The following is a 23,848-nucleotide window of genomic DNA, read 5'->3' on the forward strand; positions in this document are numbered from 1 at the left end:
TTTTTTCGTTTTTTAAATATCTGCCAACTTATGGATGTGCCTTATTGCGTTCGACATACAGCCCTATTTTTGAGTAGATAGAGCTGATAAATGCCCTACTATTAATTTGCTAATGTATGAAAATAACCTTACAAATTATTCTAGTATTTGATAAAGTATGAACATAAAAAAACGGCGCTTAAAGTTCATTTAAACGCCGTTTAATATTTATATAAAAGAAGTTGTTTTATCGAATCGCTTTCACAAACTCTTCAATTTTTCCGGTTCCGTTTTCGGTTAAATGTGCGATGAAAGCACTACCTATAATCGCGCCTTTGGCAAATTGAGTGGCTTGGTTAAAAGTTTCCTTGTTGTTGATTCCAAAACCAATTACTTGAGGATTTTTTAGATTCATTCCTGCAATGCGTTTGAAATAATCTTCTTGAACACTTCCAAAACCAGTTTGCGACCCCGTAACACTGGCGGAACTTACCATATAAATAAAACCATCAGATACGCTGTCAATAAAATGGATGCGCTCGTCAGAAGTTTGTGGCGTAATCAAGAATATATTTTTCAATCCGTATTTTTCGAAAGTAGCTTTGTATTCATCGGCATAGACATCAACGGGAAGATCAGGAATGATTAATCCGTCAATTCCAATCTCCGCACATTTCTGGCAGAAATTCTCTATTCCGTATTGCAACATTGGGTTGAAATACCCCATAATCACTAAAGGAATAGCAACCGTTTTGCGAATGTCTTTTAATTGGTCAAACAACACTTGTGTGGTCATTCCGTTATGCAACGCTTGGGTTGAACTGGCTTGAATCGTAGGTCCATCAGCCAATGGATCGCTGAAAGGCAATCCAATTTCAATCATGTCCACACCATTTTTTTCTAAATCCTGTATAATTTGTACGGTATCATTTAAGTTAGGATATCCCGCAGAGAAATAGATGGAAAGTATCTTTTTGTCTTCTTGTAATTTTTGATTTATTCTGTTCATTTTAATATAATTTTATTTATTCCTGCTAGGTTTCCATAACCTTGTGGGTATTAATTTTGTATTCAAAATTTGGTTTTAGAAAGCTAGTAGGTTGTTTAAATCGGAACTATTTTTCTGGATTATTAACTTTCAATATAAATCCAGGCCGTTAGTCCAGATTGCAATGTTATTTGAATTCTTTTATACGCATTAGATTCGAATTGATCTGCTTTTATGAGATCTTCGTTGGTTACAGTAAAAGCGATACCATTTATTGCATCCGAAGGATTTGCACTTGGAATGGCTACAAAATAATCTTCCATTCCAAATTCTTCTTCTATTTGAAAATCTTTTAGTTTGTATCCTAAAAGCTTGTCCTCAGTTCCGCTTAATAGTTTATTAAAAACCTGCATCTGAATTTCTTTTGACTGCAATGTACCGTAAGAGAATAGCTGTTCCATAAATAGTGTTTTTCTAGTTATTTGTCTGCGTTAGGGATGGAAGCGGCATCCTTTTTTATGGCTTTTTCTGCCATGAAAAAGATATAGCGGACAGCCCGACCCTTTGGGAACGCCCAAATTATGCTTTTGTTATAGTTTAAAATAATCAATATACGTATTCAAATCTTTGTCACCGCGACCGGAAAGATTGATGACTACAATATCCTCTGGTTTGAATTTCATTTCGTCCAAAACAGCAAAGGCATGCGCACTTTCAATGGCGGGAATGAGTCCTTCCATTTGAGATAATTTGATTCCCCATTGCATAGCTTGGTCATCTGTAATGGAAATGAATTGTGCTCTTCCTGTTGCAAATAAATTAGCGTGCATAGGACCTACGCCCGGATAATCTAGTCCTGCCGAGATGGAATAGGGCTCGGTGATTTGGCCATCCGTAGTTTGCATCAACAAGGTTTTACTACCGTGAATAACACCTACTTTCCCTAAGGCAGAAGTTGCGGCACTTTCGCCTGAATCTACACCCAATCCTGCTGCTTCGACCGCAATAATAGTAACGTCTTCGTTATCTAGAAAATGATAGTACGTCCCGGCAGCATTGCTTCCGCCACCTACGCAAGCAATCACATAATCCGGATTTTCACGACCTTCTTTTTCCAGCAATTGTTCTTTGATTTCCTTTGAAATAACACTTTGGAAACGCGCTACCATATCTGGATAAGGATGCGGTCCCACGACAGATCCAATGATATAATAGGTGTCAATAGGGTTGTTGATCCAATCGCGAATGGCTTCATTAGTAGCATCTTTTAAGGTTTTTGAACCTGACATTGCCGGACGAACTTCGGCACCCAACATTTTCATGCGGGCCACATTGGGCGCCTGACGTTTGATGTCGATTTCTCCCATATAAACGATGCATTCCAATCCCATTAACGCGCAAACTGTAGCTGTTGCAACTCCATGTTGACCAGCACCGGTTTCGGCAATGATTCTTTTTTTGCCCAAACGTTTTGCTAATAAAATTTGCCCAATGGTGTTGTTGACTTTGTGCGCACCAGTGTGACATAAATCTTCTCTTTTTAAGTAGATTTTAGTGTTATACTGTTCTGATAAGCGTTTTGCAAAATAGAGTGGTGTAGGACGACCTACATATTCTTTTAGCAAAGCATCAAATTCAGCTTGGAATTCTGGTTCAGCTGTAATTTTTAAATAATTTTGACGTAATTCTTCCACATTTGGATATAACATTTCAGGAATGAAGGCGCCTCCAAATTCTCCGTAATAGCCTTTTTCGTTAACGTTGTATGACATAATTTTATTTTTTTATTTTGTTATCGGTAGAGATGCACTGCAGTGCGTCTCTACGTATATTTTTACATAATTCTATGTTTTTTAATCCCGGTTCTATTTCAAATTTACTGTTTACATCAATGGCGTAAAGGGGTAAATTGGTTTTTAAAATTTCTTTCACCGCTTCCATTTCCTCCATTCCGATTCCGCCACTCAGGAAAAACGGTTTGCTCGACGGGTACTTTTCTAATACTTTCCAGTCAAATGTGGTTCCGTTTCCGCCTGGTAATTTTCCTTTGGTATCAAAAAGAAAATAATCACAAACGGCTTCAAACGGTTTGAGTACTTCAAAATCAAAAGCGTCATCAACAGAGAATACTTTGATAATTTCAATCTGGACTTGTTTCAGATTCTCTCTCAAATCCTGACAAAATGCAACTGATTCCTGTCCGTGCAATTGAATGGCTTGTAAATCATATTTCTGGGCTTTCGCCAAAATAACTTCGGTGTTTTCATTGACAAAAACGCCCACTTTTTTAAGCGATTTTGGTAAACTTGGAATCACACCGTCAAAATAACGAGCTGATTTCTCCCAAAATATAAATCCCATATAATCGGGTAGGAGCGAACCTACTTCAAGTATATTATCAGGATATTTCATGCCGCAGATTTTGAGTTTCATCTTTATAGTTTTGATATAAATTCCGTTGCTGCTTTACCGGCATTATCCGTTTTCATAAAGTTTTCTCCAATTAAGAATCCTTTGTAACCAAAAGGTTTTAATTCATTAATAGCTTCGATGGATGAAATTCCGCTTTCAGAAACTTTTACAAAATCATTTGGGATTTGTGCTGCCAATTGCTTGCTGAAATCCAAACTCACTTCGAATGTTTTTAGGTTTCTGTTGTTTACACCAATCATGTCTAAAGTGGGCATAATCGATTTTTCCAATTCTTCCTGATTGTGGACTTCCAGTAAAACTTCTAATCCTAGACCTTTGGCAAATTCAGATAATGATTTGATTTCGTCTCTCGTTAAAACCGCTGCAATTAGTAAAATTAAATCGGCTCCATGTGCTTTGGCTTCTAATATTTGGTATTCATCAACAATGAATTCTTTACGCAATAATGGAATATTTACTGTGGCTCTTGCTAAAAGTAAATCGTCTAACGAACCACCAAAATATTTTCCATCTGTCAATACCGAAATACCGCAAGCACCAGCATTTTCATAGCCTTTAGTTACTTCTTCCACCGTAAAGCTATAATTGATTTCTGCTTTGGATGGCGAACGGCGTTTATGCTCCGCAATAATTCCTGATGTACTGTTTCTTAAATTGTTGCTTAAAGAAATAGTCTTTTTTTCAAAGAAAACTGAAGCTTCCAATTGTGAAACGGGAATGATTGATTTCTTGAGAACGACTTCTCTTTTTTTGTCAACTATGATTTTATCTAAAATGTTCATTCTTAATTCTTTGTTTAACGTTTTCTTTGTTTAACGTTTAAAGTTGTTCATTATTTGTAATTATTCATTTTCAGAACTTTAAACCTTAAACTTTAAACTATTTTATTTACTCAATTCTTGTAATGTTTTCAAAGCTACAAGTCCTTTTCCGGATAATAAACTTTCTTTCGCTATTTGAAATCCTTCTAAGGGAGAACATTTTGTAACGGTAGCAATTGCCATTGCAGCATTGGCACAAACCACATTATTCTGGGCTTCATTTCCTTTTCCCGAAATAATATCGGTAAACATTTGAGCCGATTCTTCGATGGTTGTTCCTCCTTCGATTTCGCTTTGCAGCAAATGACGAACACCAAAATCTTCCGGATGAAGCATTCCTTCCATGGAACTGGTAATTGTTTTTGTAGGACCCGTCAAGGAAACTTCGTCATAACCGTCAAGCGAATGCAGGATAGTGAAATTAGTATTTGTGTTTTGGTACAAATACGCATACATTCTGGCCAGTTCTAAGTTGAAAACACCAACCAACTGATTTTGTGGAAATGATGGATTAACCATTGGTCCCAACATATTGAAGAACGTTTTTACAGCTAATTCTTTTCGGATTGGTCCTACATTTTTCATTGCAGGGTGAAATAAAGGAGCGTGCAAAACACAAATTCCGGCTTTGTCCATGCATTTTTCCAAGAAATCAGTATCATTACTGAACTTGATTCCCATTTTTTCCATCACATTACTAGATCCGGAAATCGATGAAACACCGTAATTTCCGTGTTTTGCCACTTTTATTCCAGCTCCGGCAGCTACAAATGAAGCCAAAGTTGAGATATTGAAAGTATCTTTTCCATCACCACCGGTTCCGCACAAATCAATAGTATTGTAAGCGGATAAATCCACGCGAATACACAATTCTAACAATGCTTCCCGAAAACCCGCAAGTTCATCTATGCTTATGCTGCGCATCATATAAACGGTCAGAAAAGAAGCAATTTGGCTCGTGTTGTAACTCCCGTTTGATATATTAACCAATACCTCTTTTGCTTCTTCTTGAGAAAGCATTTCGTGATTGATTAATCTGTTTAATATGTTTTTCATTTTTATTATTTGTCTTAAAGTTGAAAGTTCAAGGTCTTAAAGTCTTTCGACAATATGACATTTGACTTTATGACTAATTTTTCACCCAATTTTCTAATATCTTTTTCCCGTTTGGAGTTAAAACACTTTCAGGATGAAATTGTACACCGCGTACATCATAGGTTTTGTGTCGCAATGACATAACTTGTCCGTTTTCGTCGAATGAAGTCGCTTCAAGAACATCAGGTAAATTGGTGTCTACCACCCAAGAATGGTAACGACCTACTTCAAACTCACTTCCTAACCCTTCGAATAAAAGCTCATCATTTACTGCTGTTTTTACATTGGTGGCAACACCATGATATACTTTATCTAAGTTTGAAAGCGTTCCTCCATATACTTCGCCTATAGCTTGTTGTCCCAGACATACTCCAAAAATACTTTTGGTAGGCCCATATTTTCGGATTACCTCTTTCAGTAATCCTGCTTCATCCGGAATTCCAGGTCCCGGAGAAAGAAGAATTTTGTCGAAGATTGCTATTTCGTCAATGTCAAATTCATCGTTTCTATAAACGGTTACCTCGCAATCTAAATCTTCCAGATAATGCACTAAATTATAAGTGAAACTATCGTAATTGTCTATGACTAGTATTTTTTTCATTTTTATTATTGAAAAATTAAAAGATTAAAAGATTGAAAAATTCGAGTGTTTCAGCAATCTTTAAATTCTTAAATTATTGAATCTTTAAATTATTTTATATTGTCTCCGCTAAATCCAAAGCTGCATTTAGTGCTCTCAATTTATTGTATACTTCCTGCATTTCGCTTTCTTCATCTGAACTGGCGACAATCCCGGCTCCCGCTTGAGAATGTAATTGGTGATTTTTACTCAGGAAAGTCCGAATCATAATGGCGTGATTAAAATTGCCTTCAAAATCCATAAAACCAATCGCGCCTCCGTAGAAATTTCTATTGGTTTTTTCATACTCTTCAATCAGTTGCATCGCTCTGTGTTTGGGAGCACCGCTCAATGTTCCTGCTGGAAAAGTATCGGCTACAACCTGCATCGTAGAGGCTTTTTCATGTAAATGTCCGGTAACTTTTGAAACCAAGTGAATTACATGCGAGAAAAACTGCACTTCTCTGTATTTCTCTACATTGACATTATGACCGTTTCGGCTTAAATCATTTCTGGCTAAATCGACTAACATCACATGCTCACTATTCTCTTTCTTATCCTCAGATAATTGCTTGGCAAGAATGGCGTCTTTTTCATCATCACCCGTTCGTTTGAAAGTTCCTGCAATAGGATGAATTTCGGCTTTGCGGTTTTTGACAATAATTTGGGCTTCGGGTGAAGAACCAAATATTTTAAAATCCCCGTAATCAAAAAAGAATAGGTAAGGAGATGGATTGATGCTTCTCAACGCTCTGTACACATTAAACTCATCGCCTTTGAAGCCTTGGGTAAACCTTCTGGATAAAACCAATTGGAACACATCACCTCTAAAGCAATGCTTTTTGGCCAAAGCCACATTATGTTTGAATTCTTCATCAGTTAGATTCGAGAAACCTTCGCCTTCTTTAAAGAATTTATAAGAAGCAATATTTCGGGATTGTAATAATTGTTCGATTTCTGAAATGTTATTTTTCCCATCCAAACTGTGACAGAAAATATACGCTTGATTTTTGAAATGATTGATGGCAATTATATTTTGGTACACGGCATAATACACATCGGGAATGGTATTGCTATTTTCTTTTTTGGCAATTGACACTTTTTCGAAATAACGAACGGCATCATATGAAATATATCCAAAAAGTCCATTATTGATGAATTTGAAATCGTTTTTCTCTGATTTAAATTGACCTGAAAATTCTTGAATTACTGCTGGAATATCAGTAGTGTAATCAATTGTAATTTTCTCAAAACTACCGTCGGGAAAAGTCTTATGGATGATTTCGTTTTCTATTTTTATTGAAGCAATCGGGTTGCAACAGATGTATGAAAAACTGTTGTCATTCCCATGATAATCACTACTTTCCAGTAATAAACTATTGGGAAATTTATCACGAATTTTGAGATATACACTTACAGGAGTAATAGTATCTGCAAGGATTTGTTTGTAATTTGTATTTAGTAAGTACGGTTTCAAAATATAATTTTTTAATATTATTGGATAGCGAATAAAGGAAGCATAAAAAAAAGGCTTGTCGTGATGACAAGCCTTTTATATTTATAGTTTAATAATACTATAGGAAGCTTTGTTCACGACGACTGACGTAAATTGTTCCACCACCAAGTATTGTTTAAAATTGTTTTCATGTTTTATTTTGTTGCAACAAATGTAGAAATGAATTTCGATTATTCAAAAATATAACGCGTTAAAAAACTTAAAAATTAAAGATTTTTTGTTAAATAAATTTATAGGTTGTAATTTATGAAAATCAAACGTCAAAAAATCATATTAAGCTTATTGAAAAAAGGGATGCTTCATCTCAGGATTATTGAAATTATGATAATTTGACCATTCAAAAATTGATTGCACGTTAGACTTTAATTATCACTGACTAGTATGGGTTCTGCTTTTGTTCTAAAATCAAACGTTTTTTTAGGATTGGACTCTTTAAACAGTGCCAAATGACTTGTTTTAGAATATTCAATAGAAAAGGATTTATTGTTGTAACAATTTTTTATTTCGGCATCATAAGCAGGTATTTCGCTCTGAATCCCTCCATCGCAATTATTAATGAGTACAGTTTGTAAATTAATTTTAGCCAAATTAGCTGAGAGATTAGCTATTTTACCTTCTAATAAAATGCAGCTTTTAAATCCTGAAACGACACTGTTATTTAAACTAAAATAACTTTTATCTTTAATGTAAATAGCTTCCCGAACCAAGCCTTGATTGTTTTCTTCTAAATTTGCCAAAGTAATATTTGTAGCAGTTATTTTGGTTAGTTTTTTAGTTATATCTGTGTTTTCAATTTTATCAAAAGAGTCTATTTCAATACATCTGGAACCAGAAATATCGGATGAATACGGATAACGAATTGCGAGACTATTGCTAATATTGCATTGTGCGCCTTGTGTAAAATCAAAATCATCATCAGTTGCCCTAAATGATATGATATTATCAAAATTTACATCTCCGCCATAACATTCATAAGAATCATCATTAGAATAACTGATTTGAATAAAATTAAATTTAGTTTTTCGACCAACACCTGCTAAGGACAAGCCATTAAGTTCTTTGAGAGCATTGAGTTTTCTTCCTGAGAATTCGATGCGTACATATTTTAATATACCGGAATTGCTGTCCTGATTTTGTCCACCGTAATGATTTACCATTGGATCTAAATTAAATTCCAAAAATCCGACTCCGCCAATTCTATTTATTGGAGCTTCTCCCATTATAATAATGCCACCCCAATCTCCAGGTTTTCTGGCTGAAATTTCTCTATTGGAAGTAAAAACAATGGGATCTGTTTGTTCACCTTCGGCCATTATTTTTGAACCTTTTGATATAACCAGTGTACCGCATGTTTCTACATCACCACGTATAACAGTTCCGGGCTCAATGGTTAATACAGCATTGTTTGTTATGTATACAACCCCAATTAATCGGTAAGTGTTTTTTTTATACAGTGTAAGGTCACCATCGATAATGCCGGTCAAGATGTTTGTAGTCTCTGGATATTCTGCGGCTGTAGGTCTAAAATTAGTCCAGTTTCCCATCCAATTGGTGTCCCCAATAATCCCTTTTATTTGTTGGGCATTTATAGTTATGCCATTTAGCAAACAGATTATAGAAATAAGTAATGTTCTTTTCATAATTAAATTTTATCAATGAAATATTGAAGGATATTTGTTTACGGGGATTTACATTATGTTTTTTGGTTAACAAAAACATAGTATTCATTATAAAGTTGTATCCTTTATTTTTCAAAAATAGACAGTATGTGTTAACTGAATAATCATTGAATATTAACGATATGTTACTATAGAATCTATTATGTAAATTTTAATATCACTGCTAAATCAAGAGTTAAAATCTAAAATTCTATTATTTCTAAACCAAATTCATTCTGTTTTTTAGGTTAGATTTTTAAATAAAAAAAGCCCTTGTTTTACACAAGGGCTTGATTTTAATTAAACCCCAACAATTGCTAGTTAGGGTTTTAAGATATTTTTTCTGAGATGAAATTAGAATTTCAAGTCTACAGCTAAATTGAAATCATCATTGATTGCTTTGTCTCCTAAGCTGTCAAAGAAACTTCCAGAACCATATTTAATATCGTATTTTGTTCTGTCAATTTTTACATTAGTTGTAGCTGTATTAGCAGTTGTAGTTAAATCAAAAGTAACTGGTTTAGTTATCCCTTTAATTGTTAAATCTCCAGTTACAGTGTATGCATTAGGAGCTTTAGTAACTAATTTTTTGAAAACTAAAGTTGCTGTTGCAAATTTGTCAGTTCCAAAAAAGTCATCAGCTTTCAAGTGACCTTCTAGTTTTTCTTTACCTTGACCTGCTTTTAAGTCAGTAACTACAATTGAATTCATGTCTACATTGAATGTACCACCAACTAATTTTTTTCCTTTGAAAACTAATGCACCATCTTTAAGATTGATTGTACCTTCATGTTGTCCAGTTACTTTTTTCCCAGTCCAGTTGATAGAGCTTTTTGTAGCATCAACTTTTTTAGTTTGTGCTGTTACTGATAAAGTAGATAAAACTACTACTAATGCCAATGCGATTGTTTTGAAATTTTTCATGTGTTTGAATTTGAATTTAGATTAATATTTGAATTAGTTATTTATAATGTAATGAATAAGTCTTCGTTTGATTTTCTGACTTTTTTATAATGTTGTGTAGCGTCTTCATCATGTCTGTACCCTAGAGTTGCGATTAGAGTTGCGTTCAATCCTAATTTGTCAAGCCCTAGTATTTCATTAACCTGAGCAGGAACAAAACCTTCCATTGGAGTAGCATCAATCTTAAGTTCTGCTGCTACATTCAATAGATTTCCCAAAGCTAAATAAGTTTGTTTTGCTGTCCAAATATTTTTTTCTTCCTCTGTAAGAGAAGTGATTTTAGACTTCATAAAGTCACCATAACCTGCTAAAGCTTCAATTGGAGTATTTCTGATAAGGCTTATGTTTTTAATATACTCATCTATAGCTACCTCATCAAGTTTAGTTTCATTCGCAAAAATGATCAAGTGTGATGCATCTACAATTTGAGATTGTCCCCATGCCGCTGGTTGAAGATTTGCTCTTAATTCTGGATTTTCAACGATAATAACCTTATACGGTTGTAATCCATAAGATGAAGAACTCAAACGAATGGCTTCTTTTAAAGTATTTAAATCTTCTGTAGTTATTTTTTTTGTTGCATCAAATTTCTTTGTTGCATATCTCCAATTTTGATTTTCTAGGAAAGTACTCATAATGTGTTTTATTTATTGATTTCTATATTTTTCTAATAATTGATTTAATTGATCTATTTCTTCAGTATTTAAGTTTTTTGAAAAAAACTCTTCGTGTGCAATTACTTTTGGATCTAATTCTTTTAAAACATCCAGTCCTTTTTGTGTAATCAGGACTTCTATTTTTCGTCTGTTTTCTGGGCAGACTTTTCGGGTTACAAAATCTTTCAGCAGTAATTTATCTACTAATCGAGTTGTGTTACTCGTCTTGGCCAACATTCGTTCTTGAATTACGCACATGTTTGCCGGGTTTCCTTTTTGGCCTCTTAATATGCGTAAAACATTATATTGTTCACCGGATAGGTCATAAGGTTTTAATAATTCATTAAAATTATCTGTTATCACGTTTTGCGTATACAGAACGTTCAGAATAATTTTTTTCGAATTATCCATAGGTACAGTTGATTTTATTATTTCCTCAATTTTCATATTTGTATATATGTAATTTGTTGGTACAAATGTAATATATTTTTTATTTGTATATACAAATGTTAGTTATTTTTTTGTTAAAATTATTTTAAGTTTTTGTAAATGTGTGTTTTTTAGTGAATTAAAATAATTTAAGTTTTTAAAAACCAATAGCTTATGATTTTTTTTTTTTGATATTTTACATAAAAAAATCGAAACAAATGTTTCGGCTTTCAATCATATTGGTAACAGATTCTAAATTTTTATACCAAATTTAACCAAAGCGTATAATTTATTTCATAAATCTCGGCAACCAAATAGAGTAAAGAGATTGATTTTAATTATATTTATAACCAGTTGGGTGTAATTAATTTTTTATGATAATTTTTCGTCAGTTTGAGTGATTTATAGGAAATCGTATCTAGAATAAGAAAATTTCAAAAAAGATTCGCTGTATTTTTTGTTCCGTTTTACTGCACAAAAAAACACCCGAATTAACGTTTATATTTATATTTATACCAATTGCGTACATTTATAAATTGAAACGTTATAAACAGTTGTTAAATAGTATGTTAATTGTTGAGGGATTTTTATTATATTTAAAAGTTGTAATAATATTGATTAATATTTGAATTTTATGAGCATGAAAGAAGCAAAACCTACCTATACCGATCTGCTTAATAAATTAAAAGAAAAGGAGTTAGAAATCGATCAATTACAAAAAAAAGCAGAATCATTAGCTACTTTTAAGTTTTTTATTGAAGAGTCTGCTGATTTAGTCTGCATTGTTGGAATTGACGCTTTTTTCAAAGAGATAAATCCCGCTTTTGTTGCCATTTTGGGATATTCAAAAGAAGAATTACTCAATAATTCGTTACTGCATCTTTTGCACCCTGATGATCTTGAAAGATCGTTAAAAGAGATTGAAAAACTTTCTACTGGTATACCATCAATAAATTATGAGAATAGATTCCTAAAAAAAAACGGCGAATTTGTTACTATTCAATGGACTGCAAGCCTTATTTCTTCTGAAAATATTTATGCAATTGGTAAAGATATTTCGGAAATAAGAAATACCCAAGAGAAATTAATTAAAAGTGAAAACTTATTAAATCATGCGCAAAAGAATGCAAAAATGGGTACTTGGGAATTCAATTTTAGAACTAAAGAAATACTTTGGTCTAATGAATTGTACGCTATTTTTGAACTTGAAAAGAAGAAAGATCAAGATTTATTCCAAGAATATTTGAATAATTTCTCTCAAGAAGATAAAACGTTATTTCAAAAAAAAATAACGCAATTAATGATTGATATAAAACCTTTTGAAATAGAACAAAGTGCCACTTTTTCTAATAAAAAAGTAAAGTGGTTTAGTCAAACTGTTTTCCCCCTGTTGGATGATAATGGGAACGTATATGGAATCAGAGGTAATACCCAGGATTTTACCTTAAAAAAACAAATTGAGGTAGCAGTTAAAGCTGATGAGAAAGCAGAAGTTGATTATAAACTACAATTAATTGAAGAAGAAAGCAATGCTAAGTTTAAGAATTATATAGAATCTGCACCAGATGGAGTTTTTGTATTAGATGAAAAAGGGCATTATTTGGATGTGAACCCTGCAGCTACCCTGTTAACGGGTTATTCTAAAGAGGAACTGTTAACGATGAAGTTTGGTGATCTTTCTTCTGTGGAATCTGTGCAAGATTACTTTAAAGAATTTCAAAATCTTTTGAATAATGGAATAGCAAAAAAAGAAATTAAGGCAGTTCATAAAGAAGGTGAAATTAGATGGTGGTCAGTTGAAGCTGTAAAACTGTCAGATAACAGGTATTTAGGTTTTGCAAAAGACATTACTGAAAGTAAAAAAGTAAAAGACAAAATTGCCAAAAATGAAAGACGTTTTAAAGCCCTATTAGAAAATAATCAAGATATTGTTTCATTAGTGGATGAAAAGTTAAATGTTCTTTTTAGAAGTGAATCAGGAAAGAGAATTACAGGTTGGTCTCATGATGAGTTTGAAATAATATCAGTAATCGATTTTGTTCATCCGGACCATCTTGCAAATGTTCAAAAGTTTGTGCAGGATGCGATTTCAAATCCGGGTGTTCCTATTCCTATTTCACTTCAGGTGAAACATAAAAAAGGGCATTATATCTGGATGGAAGGTTTTGTTAATAATTTGTTGCATGATCCTGAAATAGCTGGTATTGTAACAAACATGCGAGACGTTACGGAGACAAAAAAGGCGCAAGAACTACTTAACGGTGAAAGAGATAAATTTTCTAAAATTGCCGAAACTTCGCCTGGATTAATCTATTCCATGCGTCAAAACAAAGATGGCAGTTTATGCTATCCTTATGCCAGTAATGCTATTGAGGAAATTTATGGTTTTACTTTTGAAGAGATTGAGAATGATGCAGATAAAATTTTTAATTTCATTCATCCCGAAGATGTAGATTTTGTTATGAAAAGTATTATTACAACTAAAACAAAATTAATTCCTCTCAAAGCTAAATACCGTTACAACCATCCTATAAAAGGTTTGGTATGGCATGAAGTGAACTCTTTGCCCGTGGTTGAACCAGAAGGAACAGTCATTTGTCATGGAATCATTACGGATATCACCGAAAGTGTTTTGGCCGAACAAAAACTTATTAAAGCAAATCGACTGTATTTATTTATTAGCCAGATCAATCAAATGATTGTTCGCACAACTGATGAAGAAACTCTTTTTAAAGAGGCTTGTACAATAGCTGTTGAATTAGGGAAGTTTAAGTTGGCCTGGATTGGCTTAGTAGATGAAAATGCTAAAAAACTAATTCCCAGAATGATGTCTGGTGAAGATAGTGGGTATCTTACTAAAATAAAAATGATTTCAATAGAAGATGTACCTCAGGGCAAAGGTCCTTGTGGAATTGCCATTAGGGAAGCAAGACATGTGGTATGCAATGATATTGAAAATGATCCAATGATGCTGCTTTGGAAAGAAGAGGCTCTAGAACGAGACTATTTTTCTTTGATTGCGGTGCCAATAAAAAAATTCGGAAAAGTAATTGGTGTTTTTTCTTTTTATGCCGGTGAGAAAAACTTTTTTGATTCCGAAGAAATTGCATTATTGGAAGAAGCCACAGGTGATGTTGCTTTTGCACTTGAAAATTTCGAAAAAGAAGCCTTGCGTAAAAGAGCAGAAGAGGCCGTTTTTGAAAGTCAAGAGCGTTATCATACACTTACGGAAGTATCGCCTGTGGGAATTTTCCGTACGGATATAAATGGATACACCACTTATGTTAATCCCCGTTGGTGTCAAATTTCGGGTTTGTCTTATGAGCAGGCTTTAGGGGATGGTTGGCTCACTGCTGTACATGATGATGATAAAAAAGCATTGTCTAATAACTGGGAAAATGCAACTTATAATCAGGAAATTTCCTTATCAGAATTTCGATTTGTTCGTCCTGACGGATCAATTTCTTGGGTAATGGGACAAGCTATTCCGGAGAAAAACACAAAAAATGAGGTTGTGGGCTACATAGGTACAACAACTGATATTACAGAACGTAAAATTGCAGCAGATCTGATTTTAAAGGAAAAGCAGCTCTCAGAAACAATAATCAACAATCTTCCCGGTATTTCTTATCTCTACAATGAATCACATAAGTTTATAAAATGGAACAAAAATTTTGAAGAAGCAACCGGTTATAATAGTGAGGAGATAACTAAAATGAACCCCCTTGATTTTTTTGATGAAGATGAAAAAGAAAAAGTTGCAAAAAGAATTAAAACGGTATTAGAAAATAACCAAAAGGAAATTACAAGTAAATTACCGGGAATTGAAGTTGAATTTTATACAAAATCAAAAATTAAAATTCCGTATTATATTAATTCACTAACCATAGAATATGAAGGGGAAAAATGCATATTAGGAATGGGTTTAGATTTAACTGAAATCAAAAAAGTAGAGCGACAAATTAAAAATGCAAACGAAAGATTTGAGATGATTTCGGTTGCCACTAACGATGCACTAGCTGAAGTTGATTTGTTGACTGGGCAAAGTTGGAATAATAAAGCATTTATGGAACTTTTTAATTTTGGTAATAATGATGAGTCAACTACAATTGATAATAAATTAATATGGCGCTCTAGGCTTCACCCTGATGATAAGGAAAGAGTTATTAATAAACTTGAAGAAACCTATGCTGGTAGTGCTACTGTATGGTCAGATGAATTTCGTTTTCAAAAAGGAGATGGTAGTTATGGCTATTTTTACGACCGTGCATTGATTATTAGAGATGAATTAGGAATAGCAAAACGTTTTATAGGTTCCATGACTGAAATTACAGAATTGAGAAATATAAAAGAGCAGCTATTTAACAGTGAGGAAAAATATAAAAGCTTAATAGAACAAGCCTCCGATGCTATTTTTATTAATGATATTTCCGGAAATTTACTCGAGGTAAATGAAAGTGCCTGCGTTATGCTGGGATATACCAAAGAGGAATTGTGTACAAAAAACTTGATAGACTTATATACCGAAGAGGAGCTTGCTACCAGACCTATAATGTATAAAGAATTGCTGAATGGTGAACAAACCTTGATTGAACGCAAGATGCTTCACAAGAATCGATCATTTATTTCTGTAGAAATTACGGCTAAAATGATTGGTGACGGGCGAATAGTAGCTATTGTAAGAGATGTCAGCGAACGTAAGAAAATAGACGACGAGTTTAAGAAAATGCATAAAAAACTGGAAGCTATACTTGGTGCCATTCCGGATTTGTTGTTTGAAGTAGATTTGAAAGGTGAAATTTTTAACTACCATTCTCGTCGAGATGATTTATTGGTAATGCCAGCCAATCTATTTTTAGGAAAAAACTTTACAGAAATATTACCTTCCGATGCCGCAAATTTGTGTCTGTCTGCTATACAGGAAGCTTCAGAAAAAGGATTTTCAGCAGGAAGACAGTATTCATTACAATTAGAAACCGGTTTGCACTGGTTTGAACTTTCTGTGGCACCTATGCAGGAAAGCATGGATCATGATATACATTTTATTTGTCTTTCCAGGGATATTACCAATGCAAAACAATCTGATTATGCTCTTTTTAAAAGTGAGGAAAGATACCGTGGTTTGTTAAATAATCTAGATGCTGGTATTGTTGTCCATTCATTAGATACTTCAATAATTGTAAGCAATCAAAAGGCTTCCGAATTATTGGGTTTAACAGATGATCAAATGAAGGGTATTACCGCCTTTGATCCGTCCTGGAAGTTTTTGAATGAAGACAACTCTGTAATGCAGTTTGAAAATTATCCTGTAAACCAAATTGTAGCTAATAAGAGCGCTATTAAAAATTTAAAAGTTGGTGTCAATCGTCCTATAAATAAAGACATTGTATGGCTTTTAATTAATGGATTTCCTGATATTGATGCTAGTGGTAAAATTAATGAAATTGTAATCAGTTTTATTGATATCACAGAGCAAAAAATAATGGAAACGGAACTCATAAATGCCAAAGAACAAGCAGAAAGTGCTAATAAAGCAAAAACAGATTTCCTTGCCAATATGAGTCATGAAATACGAACTCCATTAAACGGTATAATTGGTTTTACTCATTTGTTGATGAAATCAGATTTGAAAAAAAACCAGGCAGAATACATGACTACCGTCAATGAATCAGCAACATCATTGATGGAAATTGTTAATGATGTTTTAGATTTTTCTAAAATTGAATCTGGGAAATTAGAGTTAGATATTGAAGAAGTAAATCTTTTTAAATTGACAAATCAGGTCATCGATTTATTTAAATCTCAAGCAAACCAAAAAAAGATAGATTTAAAACTTGATATTGGTAAAAGTGTTCCACAATATATTCTTGCTGATTCAGTGCGATTGAAACAGATATTGGTAAATCTATTAAGTAATTCTATAAAGTTTACCAATTTTGGTGAGATAAGATTGGATATTAATGAGATAGAGGTTTCAAATAAAAAATGGTCAACCATAAAGTTTTCTGTAAAAGATACCGGAGTAGGAATAAAAACAGACAATAACGAGAAAATATTCAATTCATTCGTTCAGGAAGATAATTCCACCAATAGAAAATTTGGCGGTACCGGATTGGGGTTGGCAATTTCAAATCAGTTATTAGCCTTGATGGACAGTAAGTTGCAATTAATCAGTAAATATGGTGATGGAAGTGATTTCTTCTTTGTCATTAAATTCAAAAAGGCAAATCACAAAAAAAATTCAGATGCATTATTCGCTAAAACGATTCAAGCGGATGCCATTGTACGAGTAAATACTTTGAGTGGTCATAAGGTTTTAATAGTTGAGGATAATAAGATTAATATGCTTTTAGCTAAAACATTGGTAAAAAGAATCATCTCTAATTGTATTATTTTTGAAGCTAAGGATGGTAATGAGGCTGTTGAGCTTTATAAAAAAGAATTGCCGGATGTAATTTTAATGGACATTCAAATGCCAAATAAAAATGGATACGAAGCAACAGACGAAATTAGACAGTTAAAAGATTCTGAAAATATTCCAATAATCGCGATTACTGCAGGAATAATGGTTGGAGATAAAGAAAAATGTCTTGAAGCCGGAATGAATGATTATTTACCTAAACCTATTATTCAATTGGATTTGGAAAAAGTATTATTCAAATGGCTGATTAAGAATTAATTCTATTTTTTTTAATTTCATAAAATAAGGTGTTCATTAAAGTTCACCTTTTTTTATGAAATTTAATTTTTTTAGGACCCTGTAAAGTAATGCGATTTTTCTCCTTTTTATGTAATGTTTAATTATTTAGGTTTGTGTTTACTTGTAAAAAAAATATTTTTTTATTATATTTAACGTATTTTACGGGCTATTTTAGTTAAATATTTTAATTAACAATAATATAGTCTCAAAAAACATTGAAATATGTAATTGATATAGGTTTTGAAATTTAATTTATTTTAAAAAAGAATAAACAATTGTTAAATTAAAATGATTTTTAAGTTATTTGTAGCAAGTTTTGTAATCATTTTTACTTTTGCAAAAGGTGAAATTTAAAAAAAATAATAAACCTGCCGTTCAATAGTAATCAAAGTTAAAAGTATAATTATTGAAACAACAATCCGACTCAACTAATAATAAGATAGAGAAATTCTAATTTCGAGATGATAAAAAATGATCAAATCAGCCAAGGAGGAGGCGAAATTCTTGATTTGAAACCAAATTCAAGCTTGTCTATTGCCGATAACAGTGATTTTCCAATAATTGGTATTGGAGCATCAGCAGGCGGACTTGAGGCATTAGAATTGTTTTTTAAAAATATGCCAAACAACACTGGTTTGGCTTTTGTGGTTATTCAACATCTTGATCCTACACATATTGGAATTATGCCTCAGTTGTTGCAAAGGATGACGCTAATGAAAGTTTTGCAGGCAACTGATTCACTCAAAGTAAAACAAAACACTGTATATGTAATTCCTCCTAATAAAAGTTTATCAATATTAAATAGGAAACTACATTTGTTTGATCCTGTAGAATCTCGTGGCTTGCGATTGCCAGTAGATGTTTTTTTCAGGTCATTGGCATTGGACCGCATGGAGAAAAGTATAGGAATCATTCTTTCCGGAATGGGATCTGACGGTAGCTTAGGACTTAAAGCTATCAAAGAAAAAAATGGGATTGTGCTTGTTCAAGATCCAGCCTCGGCAAAATTCAATAGCATGCCAAGCAATGCAATTGATGCCGTTATAGCAGATGTTGTTGCTCCAGTTGAAGAATTACCAGCAAAACTAATTGCTTTACTCAAATATTTTCCTAAAATAAATTCCGATTCAGAAATACTTATTAAAAGTAAAAGTAGCATCGATAAGATTATAATTCTACTGCGGGAACAGTCAGGACATGATTTTTCCATGTATAAAAAAAACACTTTGATGCGCCGCATCGAAAGGAGGAAAGGAGTACATCAAATTGATAAAATACAATCCTACGTTCGTTTTTTACAAGAAAATCCAAAAGAGGTAGAATTACTTTTTAGAGAATTATTAATTGGCGTAACAAGTTTTTTTCGCGATACCGCAGTTTGGGACAAGCTTAAAGAAGATATTATTCCAAATCTACTGAAAGAATTACCAAATGGATATACCATTCGGGTTTGGGTTTCGGCTTGTTCCACTGGTGAGGAAGCGTATTCTCTGGCGATTGTTTTTGAGGAAGCTTTAGAAAAAATCAGAAAACAAAAAAATATTAAACTCCAGATTTTTGCGACTGACTTAGATTTAGTTGCCATAGAAAAAGCGAGAAAAGGTATTTTTCCGTCCAGTATTACAAAAGAGATTTCTCCGGAGCGAATCAGTACGTTTTTTAGTATTGAAAAATCAGGATATCGCGTGAATACATCCATCAGAGAACTGATTGTATTTGCACCGCATGATATTATTAAAGATCCTCCTTTTACAAAACTAGATATGTTAACTTGTCGTAACATGTTGATATACATGGAGCCACAATTGCAAAATAAATTAATAACGCTATTTAATTATAGTCTTAATCCAGGTGGTATAATGGTACTTGGAACAGCAGAAACGATAAATAGCAGTGTAAATGGATTTGAAGTAATTGATTCTAAATTAAAAATTTTTAAACGTACCTCAAAATCTGTAGCGCCTGAATTTACTAACTTTCCAAGCTCCTTTCCACAAACAAAAAGATTAACTACTGATACTATGAAAGAAACTAAGGTTGTTGAAAACATACAAACTCTTACAGACCAAATTTTACTTCAACGTTTTTCACCAGCAAGCGTATTAGTTAATAGTAAAGGAGATATTATTTATATTACCGGAAGAACAGGGAAATACTTGGAGCCTGTTGCCGGTAAAGCCAACTGGAATGTGCATGCCATGGCGCGTGAAGGTTTAATAAATGAATTACCGGGAGCTTTTCGAAAAGCTTTAGAAAGTTTTAGTCCTGTAAAAATTGATAATATCAAAATAGTGGAGGATGGAAAATTTCACTTTGTAAATTTAACGGTTCAACAAATTGAAAGTCCAGAGGCTATTAAAGGGATGATTCTGTTGGTTTTTAATGATGTACTTGTAAATTCAGAATCAGAAATAGGTTTTCCAAAACAAAAAAAGCAACATGTTTCCGGAAAACAGAAAGAACTCGAAGCTGAATTGATGCGATGTAATGAGGATTTGAACAGCATTCGTGAAGAGATGCAAACCTCGCAGGAGGAATTGAAATCCACTAATGAAGAATTACAATCCACTAATGAAGAACTGCAATCTACAAATGAAGAACTAACCACTTCTAAGGAAGAATTACAAAGTTTAAATGAAGAGTTGCAAACGGTTAATACAGAACTTCAAAGTAAATTAATCGATTTTGAACAGGCCAATAACGATATGAAAAACCTGCTCAACAGTACTGAAATTGCCACTCTTTTCTTGGATAAGGAATTGAATATCCGCAGATTTACAGATCCGGTGACCAAAATATTTAAATTAAGACTCACAGATACTGGAAGACCTTTTACAGATTTAGTCTGTGATTTGAACTATCCTGATATGGTAAGCAATTCTCTTGAAGTGATTAAAACATTGACTTCTGTTCAAAAAGAAGTCGTAACAAAAGATGGTGGAAGGTATTATTATGTAAGGATAATGCCCTATCGTACGCTGGACGATCGTATTGATGGAATCGTTATTACTTTTACTGATATCACAACTGCAAAACTTGCCGAAGAATCTCTTAAGATGGAAAATCAATACCGTCGTTTATTTGAATCAGCTAAAGATGGAATTTTGATTCTTGATTTTGAAACAGGAAAGATAATGGACGTAAATCCGTTTTTGGAAGATATTTTAGAGTATTCTCATGAACAATTAATTGAAAAATCTATTTGGGAAATAGGTTCTTTGAAAGATTTTGTAGCCAATAAAGACAAGTTTTCAGAATTGCAAAAAAAAGAGTTTGTCCGTTATGAAAATTTACCACTAGAGACAGCTAAGGGAAAAAAAATAAATGTTGAGTTTGTAAGCAATGTTTATCTGGTCAATAATAAAAAAGTAATTCAATGTATTATCCGGGATATTTCGGATCGTGTTTTTGTACAAGATGCATTGGAGAATACTGAAACACGATATGAGCACTTGTTTGAATCGGTTAATGATGGTGTTTTATTTGTTGATGCCGAAACGGGGAAAATAAATGCAATCAATCCTTTTTTAGCAGATTTAACAGGCTTTTCCAAAGAAGATTTTATTGGAAAAGAAATCTGGTCAGTTAATTTTTTTAAAGATAATATCCTAAACAAAGAAAAATTTATAGAATTAAGTCAGAAAAAAAAGTTTAGTTCTCGTTATATGAAAATTGAAACGGCATCTAAGAAAAATATCAATATTGAACTGGTTAGTACGATGTATTTTATTGGTAAACAAAAAAATATTCAAATTTTTATACATGAAGTTCCAGTGTAAAAAATGTAATGAGCATATAATTTCCAATTGTAAACAAGAATAAAAGTATTTTTAAAAAGTAGTACTCATGGAAAATATTAGAAATAAATCAGAAGCTCAAATAATCCTGAGACAGAAAGCAGAGGAATTGCAACAACAAAAAGATTCATTAACTGATTCTAAACTTTCAGAAGTGGAAACATTAAAACTGATCCATGAATTAGAAGTTCATCAGATAGAATTGGAGATGCAAAAGGAAGAACTGATTCTTGCGAAAGAAGAAGCCGAAATGGCTATGCAAAAATATACTGAATTGTATGATTTTGCTCCCTCAGGTTATTTTACACTAACAAATTCAGGAAAAATAACACAACTCAATCTTACCGGTTCCCAATTATTACAAAAAGACAGATCAAAATTAATAAATAGTCAATTTGGTTTTTTCATTTCAGATGATACAAAGCCAATCTTCAATGAATTCTTAAGCAATGTTTTCCATAGCAATAGAAAAGAATGTTGTGAAGTAAAGCTGTTTTTAGAAAGCAATTTTACTATAAATGTTTACCTAACAGCAGTGCTTTTTGAAAATAGAAATGAAGCTCTAATTACTGCTGTAGATATTACACAACTCAAATTGACAGAATGTGCTCTGAGAGAAAGCGAAAAACGCTACAGAGAATTATTAAACAATCTTGATGTTGGGATTATCTTGCATGATAAAGACAATTCGATAATTTTTTCTAATCCTAAAGCTTCTGAATTGATAGGGTTAGACAAAGATCAGATGAATGGGAAACAGATTTTTAATCCTGAGTGGGAATTCATAAAAGTAGATAACAAGCCTTTGACTCAGGAGAATTATCCGGTAAACGAAATTCTGAATACCAAAAAACTCATAAAGAATTTTATTATTGGAATTAAAAAAAACGAGAAGGATTCCATTCAATGGCTTTTGATAAATGGTTTTCCCGTGTTTAATAATTTAGGGGAAATAGCTGAAGTTGTGATTAGTTTTATTGAAATTACGGAGCTAAAAAAATTAGAAATTGAATTGATTAAAGCCAGAGATCAAGCCGAAGCGGCGAATAAGGCAAAATCCAGTTTTTTGACTAATATGAGTCACGAAATTAGGACTCCATTGAACGGAATCATTGGTTTTACGGATTTGTTGATGAAAACAAATCTGGATAAAAATCAGACCGAATATATGAATACGGTTCATGAATCAGCTATAATATTAATTGAGATTATCAATAATATTTTAGATTTTTCAAAAATTGAATCCGGTAAATTAGAATTGAATGTTGAAGAGGTTAATCTTTTTGACCTGATTCATCATGTAATCGATATTTTCAAATACCAAGCAGAAATAAACAACATAGATTTAATAGTAAATATTGATGCTACGGTGCCCAATTATGTTCTAGTTGATTCTGTTCGATTGAAACAGATTCTAGTGAATTTAATTGGCAATGCGATGAAATTTACAAAAGAAGGTTCTGTTGCGTTAAATGTTACTGCAGTTTTTTCAGAAAATGAAAATCAATGTCATTTGAAATTTTTGGTTAAGGATACTGGTATTGGAATAAAAGATGAAAATCATGAAAAAATATTCCAATCCTTCATACAGGAAGATAATACAATTACGCGAAAATTTGGAGGAACAGGTTTAGGATTGGCTATTACAAACCAGCTTTTAGCTCTAATGAACAGTAAGTTAGAACTGAATAGTCATTTTGGCGAAGGAAGTGAGTTTTTCTTCACTGTTCAATTAGAAAAATCAAATCATAAAAATGATTCAAATGATTTTGATGATAGTGTTGAGGTAGGTGAAGAAATTCCTTCAATCAAAAATTTATCAAACAAGAAAATATTAGTTGTCGAGGATAATAAAATCAACATGCTTTTGGTAAAAACATTACTTAAATCAATACTTCCGGGAAGCACAGTATTAGAAGCTTCTGATGGTAAAAAAGCCATTAAATTGTATAAAAAAGAGAAACTGGATTTAATTTTAATGGACATTCAAATGCCACATAAAAATGGTTATGAAACTACTGCCGAAATTAAACAGCTAAAGAAATACAATAATATTCCCATAATTGCCTTAACTGCAGGAATAATGCTGGGTGAAAAGGAAAAGTGTTTAGAATCAGGAATGGATGATTATGTTTCGAAACCCATTATACGATCCAACTTAGAAAAGGTGCTTTTTAAATGGTTAAAAAATTAA

General features: G+C 32.7%; 15 protein-coding genes. 3 read left to right on the forward strand and 12 right to left on the reverse strand.

Annotation, left to right across the window (positions count from 1 at the left end; translation table 11 throughout):
- Positions 1-226 precede the first annotated feature (226 nt).
- The 12 genes from trpA to QLS31_RS10070 all read right to left on the reverse strand — a co-directional run bounded on the left by trpA (position 227) and on the right by QLS31_RS10070 (position 11,175).
- On the reverse strand, positions 227-988 hold the full coding sequence (gene trpA / locus QLS31_RS10015; RefSeq protein WP_282743733.1) for a tryptophan synthase subunit alpha: 762 nt from the start codon (positions 986-988) through the stop codon (positions 227-229).
- A gap of 122 nt (positions 989-1,110) precedes the next feature.
- On the reverse strand, positions 1,111-1,428 hold the full coding sequence (locus QLS31_RS10020; protein ID WP_282743734.1) for a gamma-glutamylcyclotransferase family protein: 318 nt from the start codon (positions 1,426-1,428) through the stop codon (positions 1,111-1,113).
- A gap of 129 nt (positions 1,429-1,557) precedes the next feature.
- Positions 1,558-2,739 (reverse strand): tryptophan synthase subunit beta, encoded by a 1,182-nt coding sequence (trpB, locus tag QLS31_RS10025; RefSeq protein WP_282712060.1) that lies wholly within the window; start codon positions 2,737-2,739, stop codon positions 1,558-1,560.
- A 4-nt stretch (positions 2,740-2,743) separates the two neighbouring features.
- Positions 2,744-3,400, reverse strand: coding sequence for a phosphoribosylanthranilate isomerase (locus QLS31_RS10030; RefSeq protein ID WP_282743736.1), 657 nt, complete (start codon positions 3,398-3,400; stop codon positions 2,744-2,746).
- 2 nt (positions 3,401-3,402) lie between these two features.
- The gene (gene trpC / locus QLS31_RS10035) at positions 3,403-4,182 is read right to left on the reverse strand and encodes an indole-3-glycerol phosphate synthase TrpC (RefSeq protein WP_282743737.1); all 780 of its coding nucleotides are present in this window, start codon (positions 4,180-4,182) and stop codon (positions 3,403-3,405) included.
- 102 nt (positions 4,183-4,284) lie between these two features.
- Positions 4,285-5,277 (reverse strand): anthranilate phosphoribosyltransferase, encoded by a 993-nt coding sequence (gene trpD, locus QLS31_RS10040; protein WP_282743739.1) that lies wholly within the window; start codon positions 5,275-5,277, stop codon positions 4,285-4,287.
- A 73-nt stretch (positions 5,278-5,350) separates the two neighbouring features.
- On the reverse strand, positions 5,351-5,917 hold the full coding sequence (locus QLS31_RS10045; protein ID WP_099715806.1) for an aminodeoxychorismate/anthranilate synthase component II: 567 nt from the start codon (positions 5,915-5,917) through the stop codon (positions 5,351-5,353).
- 94 nt (positions 5,918-6,011) lie between these two features.
- On the reverse strand, positions 6,012-7,412 hold the full coding sequence (locus QLS31_RS10050) for an anthranilate synthase component I family protein (RefSeq protein WP_282743740.1): 1,401 nt from the start codon (positions 7,410-7,412) through the stop codon (positions 6,012-6,014).
- 401 nt (positions 7,413-7,813) lie between these two features.
- On the reverse strand, positions 7,814-9,091 hold the full coding sequence (locus QLS31_RS10055) for a hypothetical protein (protein ID WP_282743741.1): 1,278 nt from the start codon (positions 9,089-9,091) through the stop codon (positions 7,814-7,816).
- Positions 9,092-9,463: 372 nt separating this feature from the next.
- Positions 9,464-10,033 carry a YceI family protein gene (locus tag QLS31_RS10060; protein ID WP_282743742.1) on the reverse strand — a complete coding sequence of 190 codons (570 nt, stop codon included), beginning with the start codon at positions 10,031-10,033 and terminating at the stop codon, positions 9,464-9,466.
- A 41-nt stretch (positions 10,034-10,074) separates the two neighbouring features.
- Entirely contained in the window at positions 10,075-10,707 is a 633-nt protein-coding gene (locus QLS31_RS10065) for an NAD(P)H-dependent oxidoreductase (protein WP_282743743.1), read from the reverse strand.
- 12 nt (positions 10,708-10,719) lie between these two features.
- The gene (locus tag QLS31_RS10070; RefSeq protein WP_282743744.1) at positions 10,720-11,175 is read right to left on the reverse strand and encodes a MarR family transcriptional regulator; all 456 of its coding nucleotides are present in this window, start codon (positions 11,173-11,175) and stop codon (positions 10,720-10,722) included.
- A 616-nt stretch (positions 11,176-11,791) separates the two neighbouring features.
- On the opposite strand from QLS31_RS10070, the gene QLS31_RS10075 reads away from it, so the two are divergent.
- The 3 genes from QLS31_RS10075 (at position 11,792) to QLS31_RS10085 (ending at position 23,848) form a co-directional block, all read left to right on the forward strand.
- Positions 11,792-17,836 carry a PAS domain S-box protein gene (locus tag QLS31_RS10075; RefSeq protein ID WP_282743745.1) on the forward strand — a complete coding sequence of 2,015 codons (6,045 nt, stop codon included), beginning with the start codon at positions 11,792-11,794 and terminating at the stop codon, positions 17,834-17,836.
- Between the two features lie 482 nt (positions 17,837-18,318).
- On the forward strand, positions 18,319-21,636 hold the full coding sequence (locus tag QLS31_RS10080; protein ID WP_282743746.1) for a chemotaxis protein CheB: 3,318 nt from the start codon (positions 18,319-18,321) through the stop codon (positions 21,634-21,636).
- A 67-nt stretch (positions 21,637-21,703) separates the two neighbouring features.
- Positions 21,704-23,848, forward strand: coding sequence for a PAS domain-containing hybrid sensor histidine kinase/response regulator (locus QLS31_RS10085; protein ID WP_282743747.1), 2,145 nt, complete (start codon positions 21,704-21,706; stop codon positions 23,846-23,848).

It is taken from the genome of Flavobacterium sp. XS2P24 (assembly GCF_030010285.1).
Taxonomy (GTDB): domain Bacteria; phylum Bacteroidota; class Bacteroidia; order Flavobacteriales; family Flavobacteriaceae; genus Flavobacterium; species Flavobacterium algoritolerans.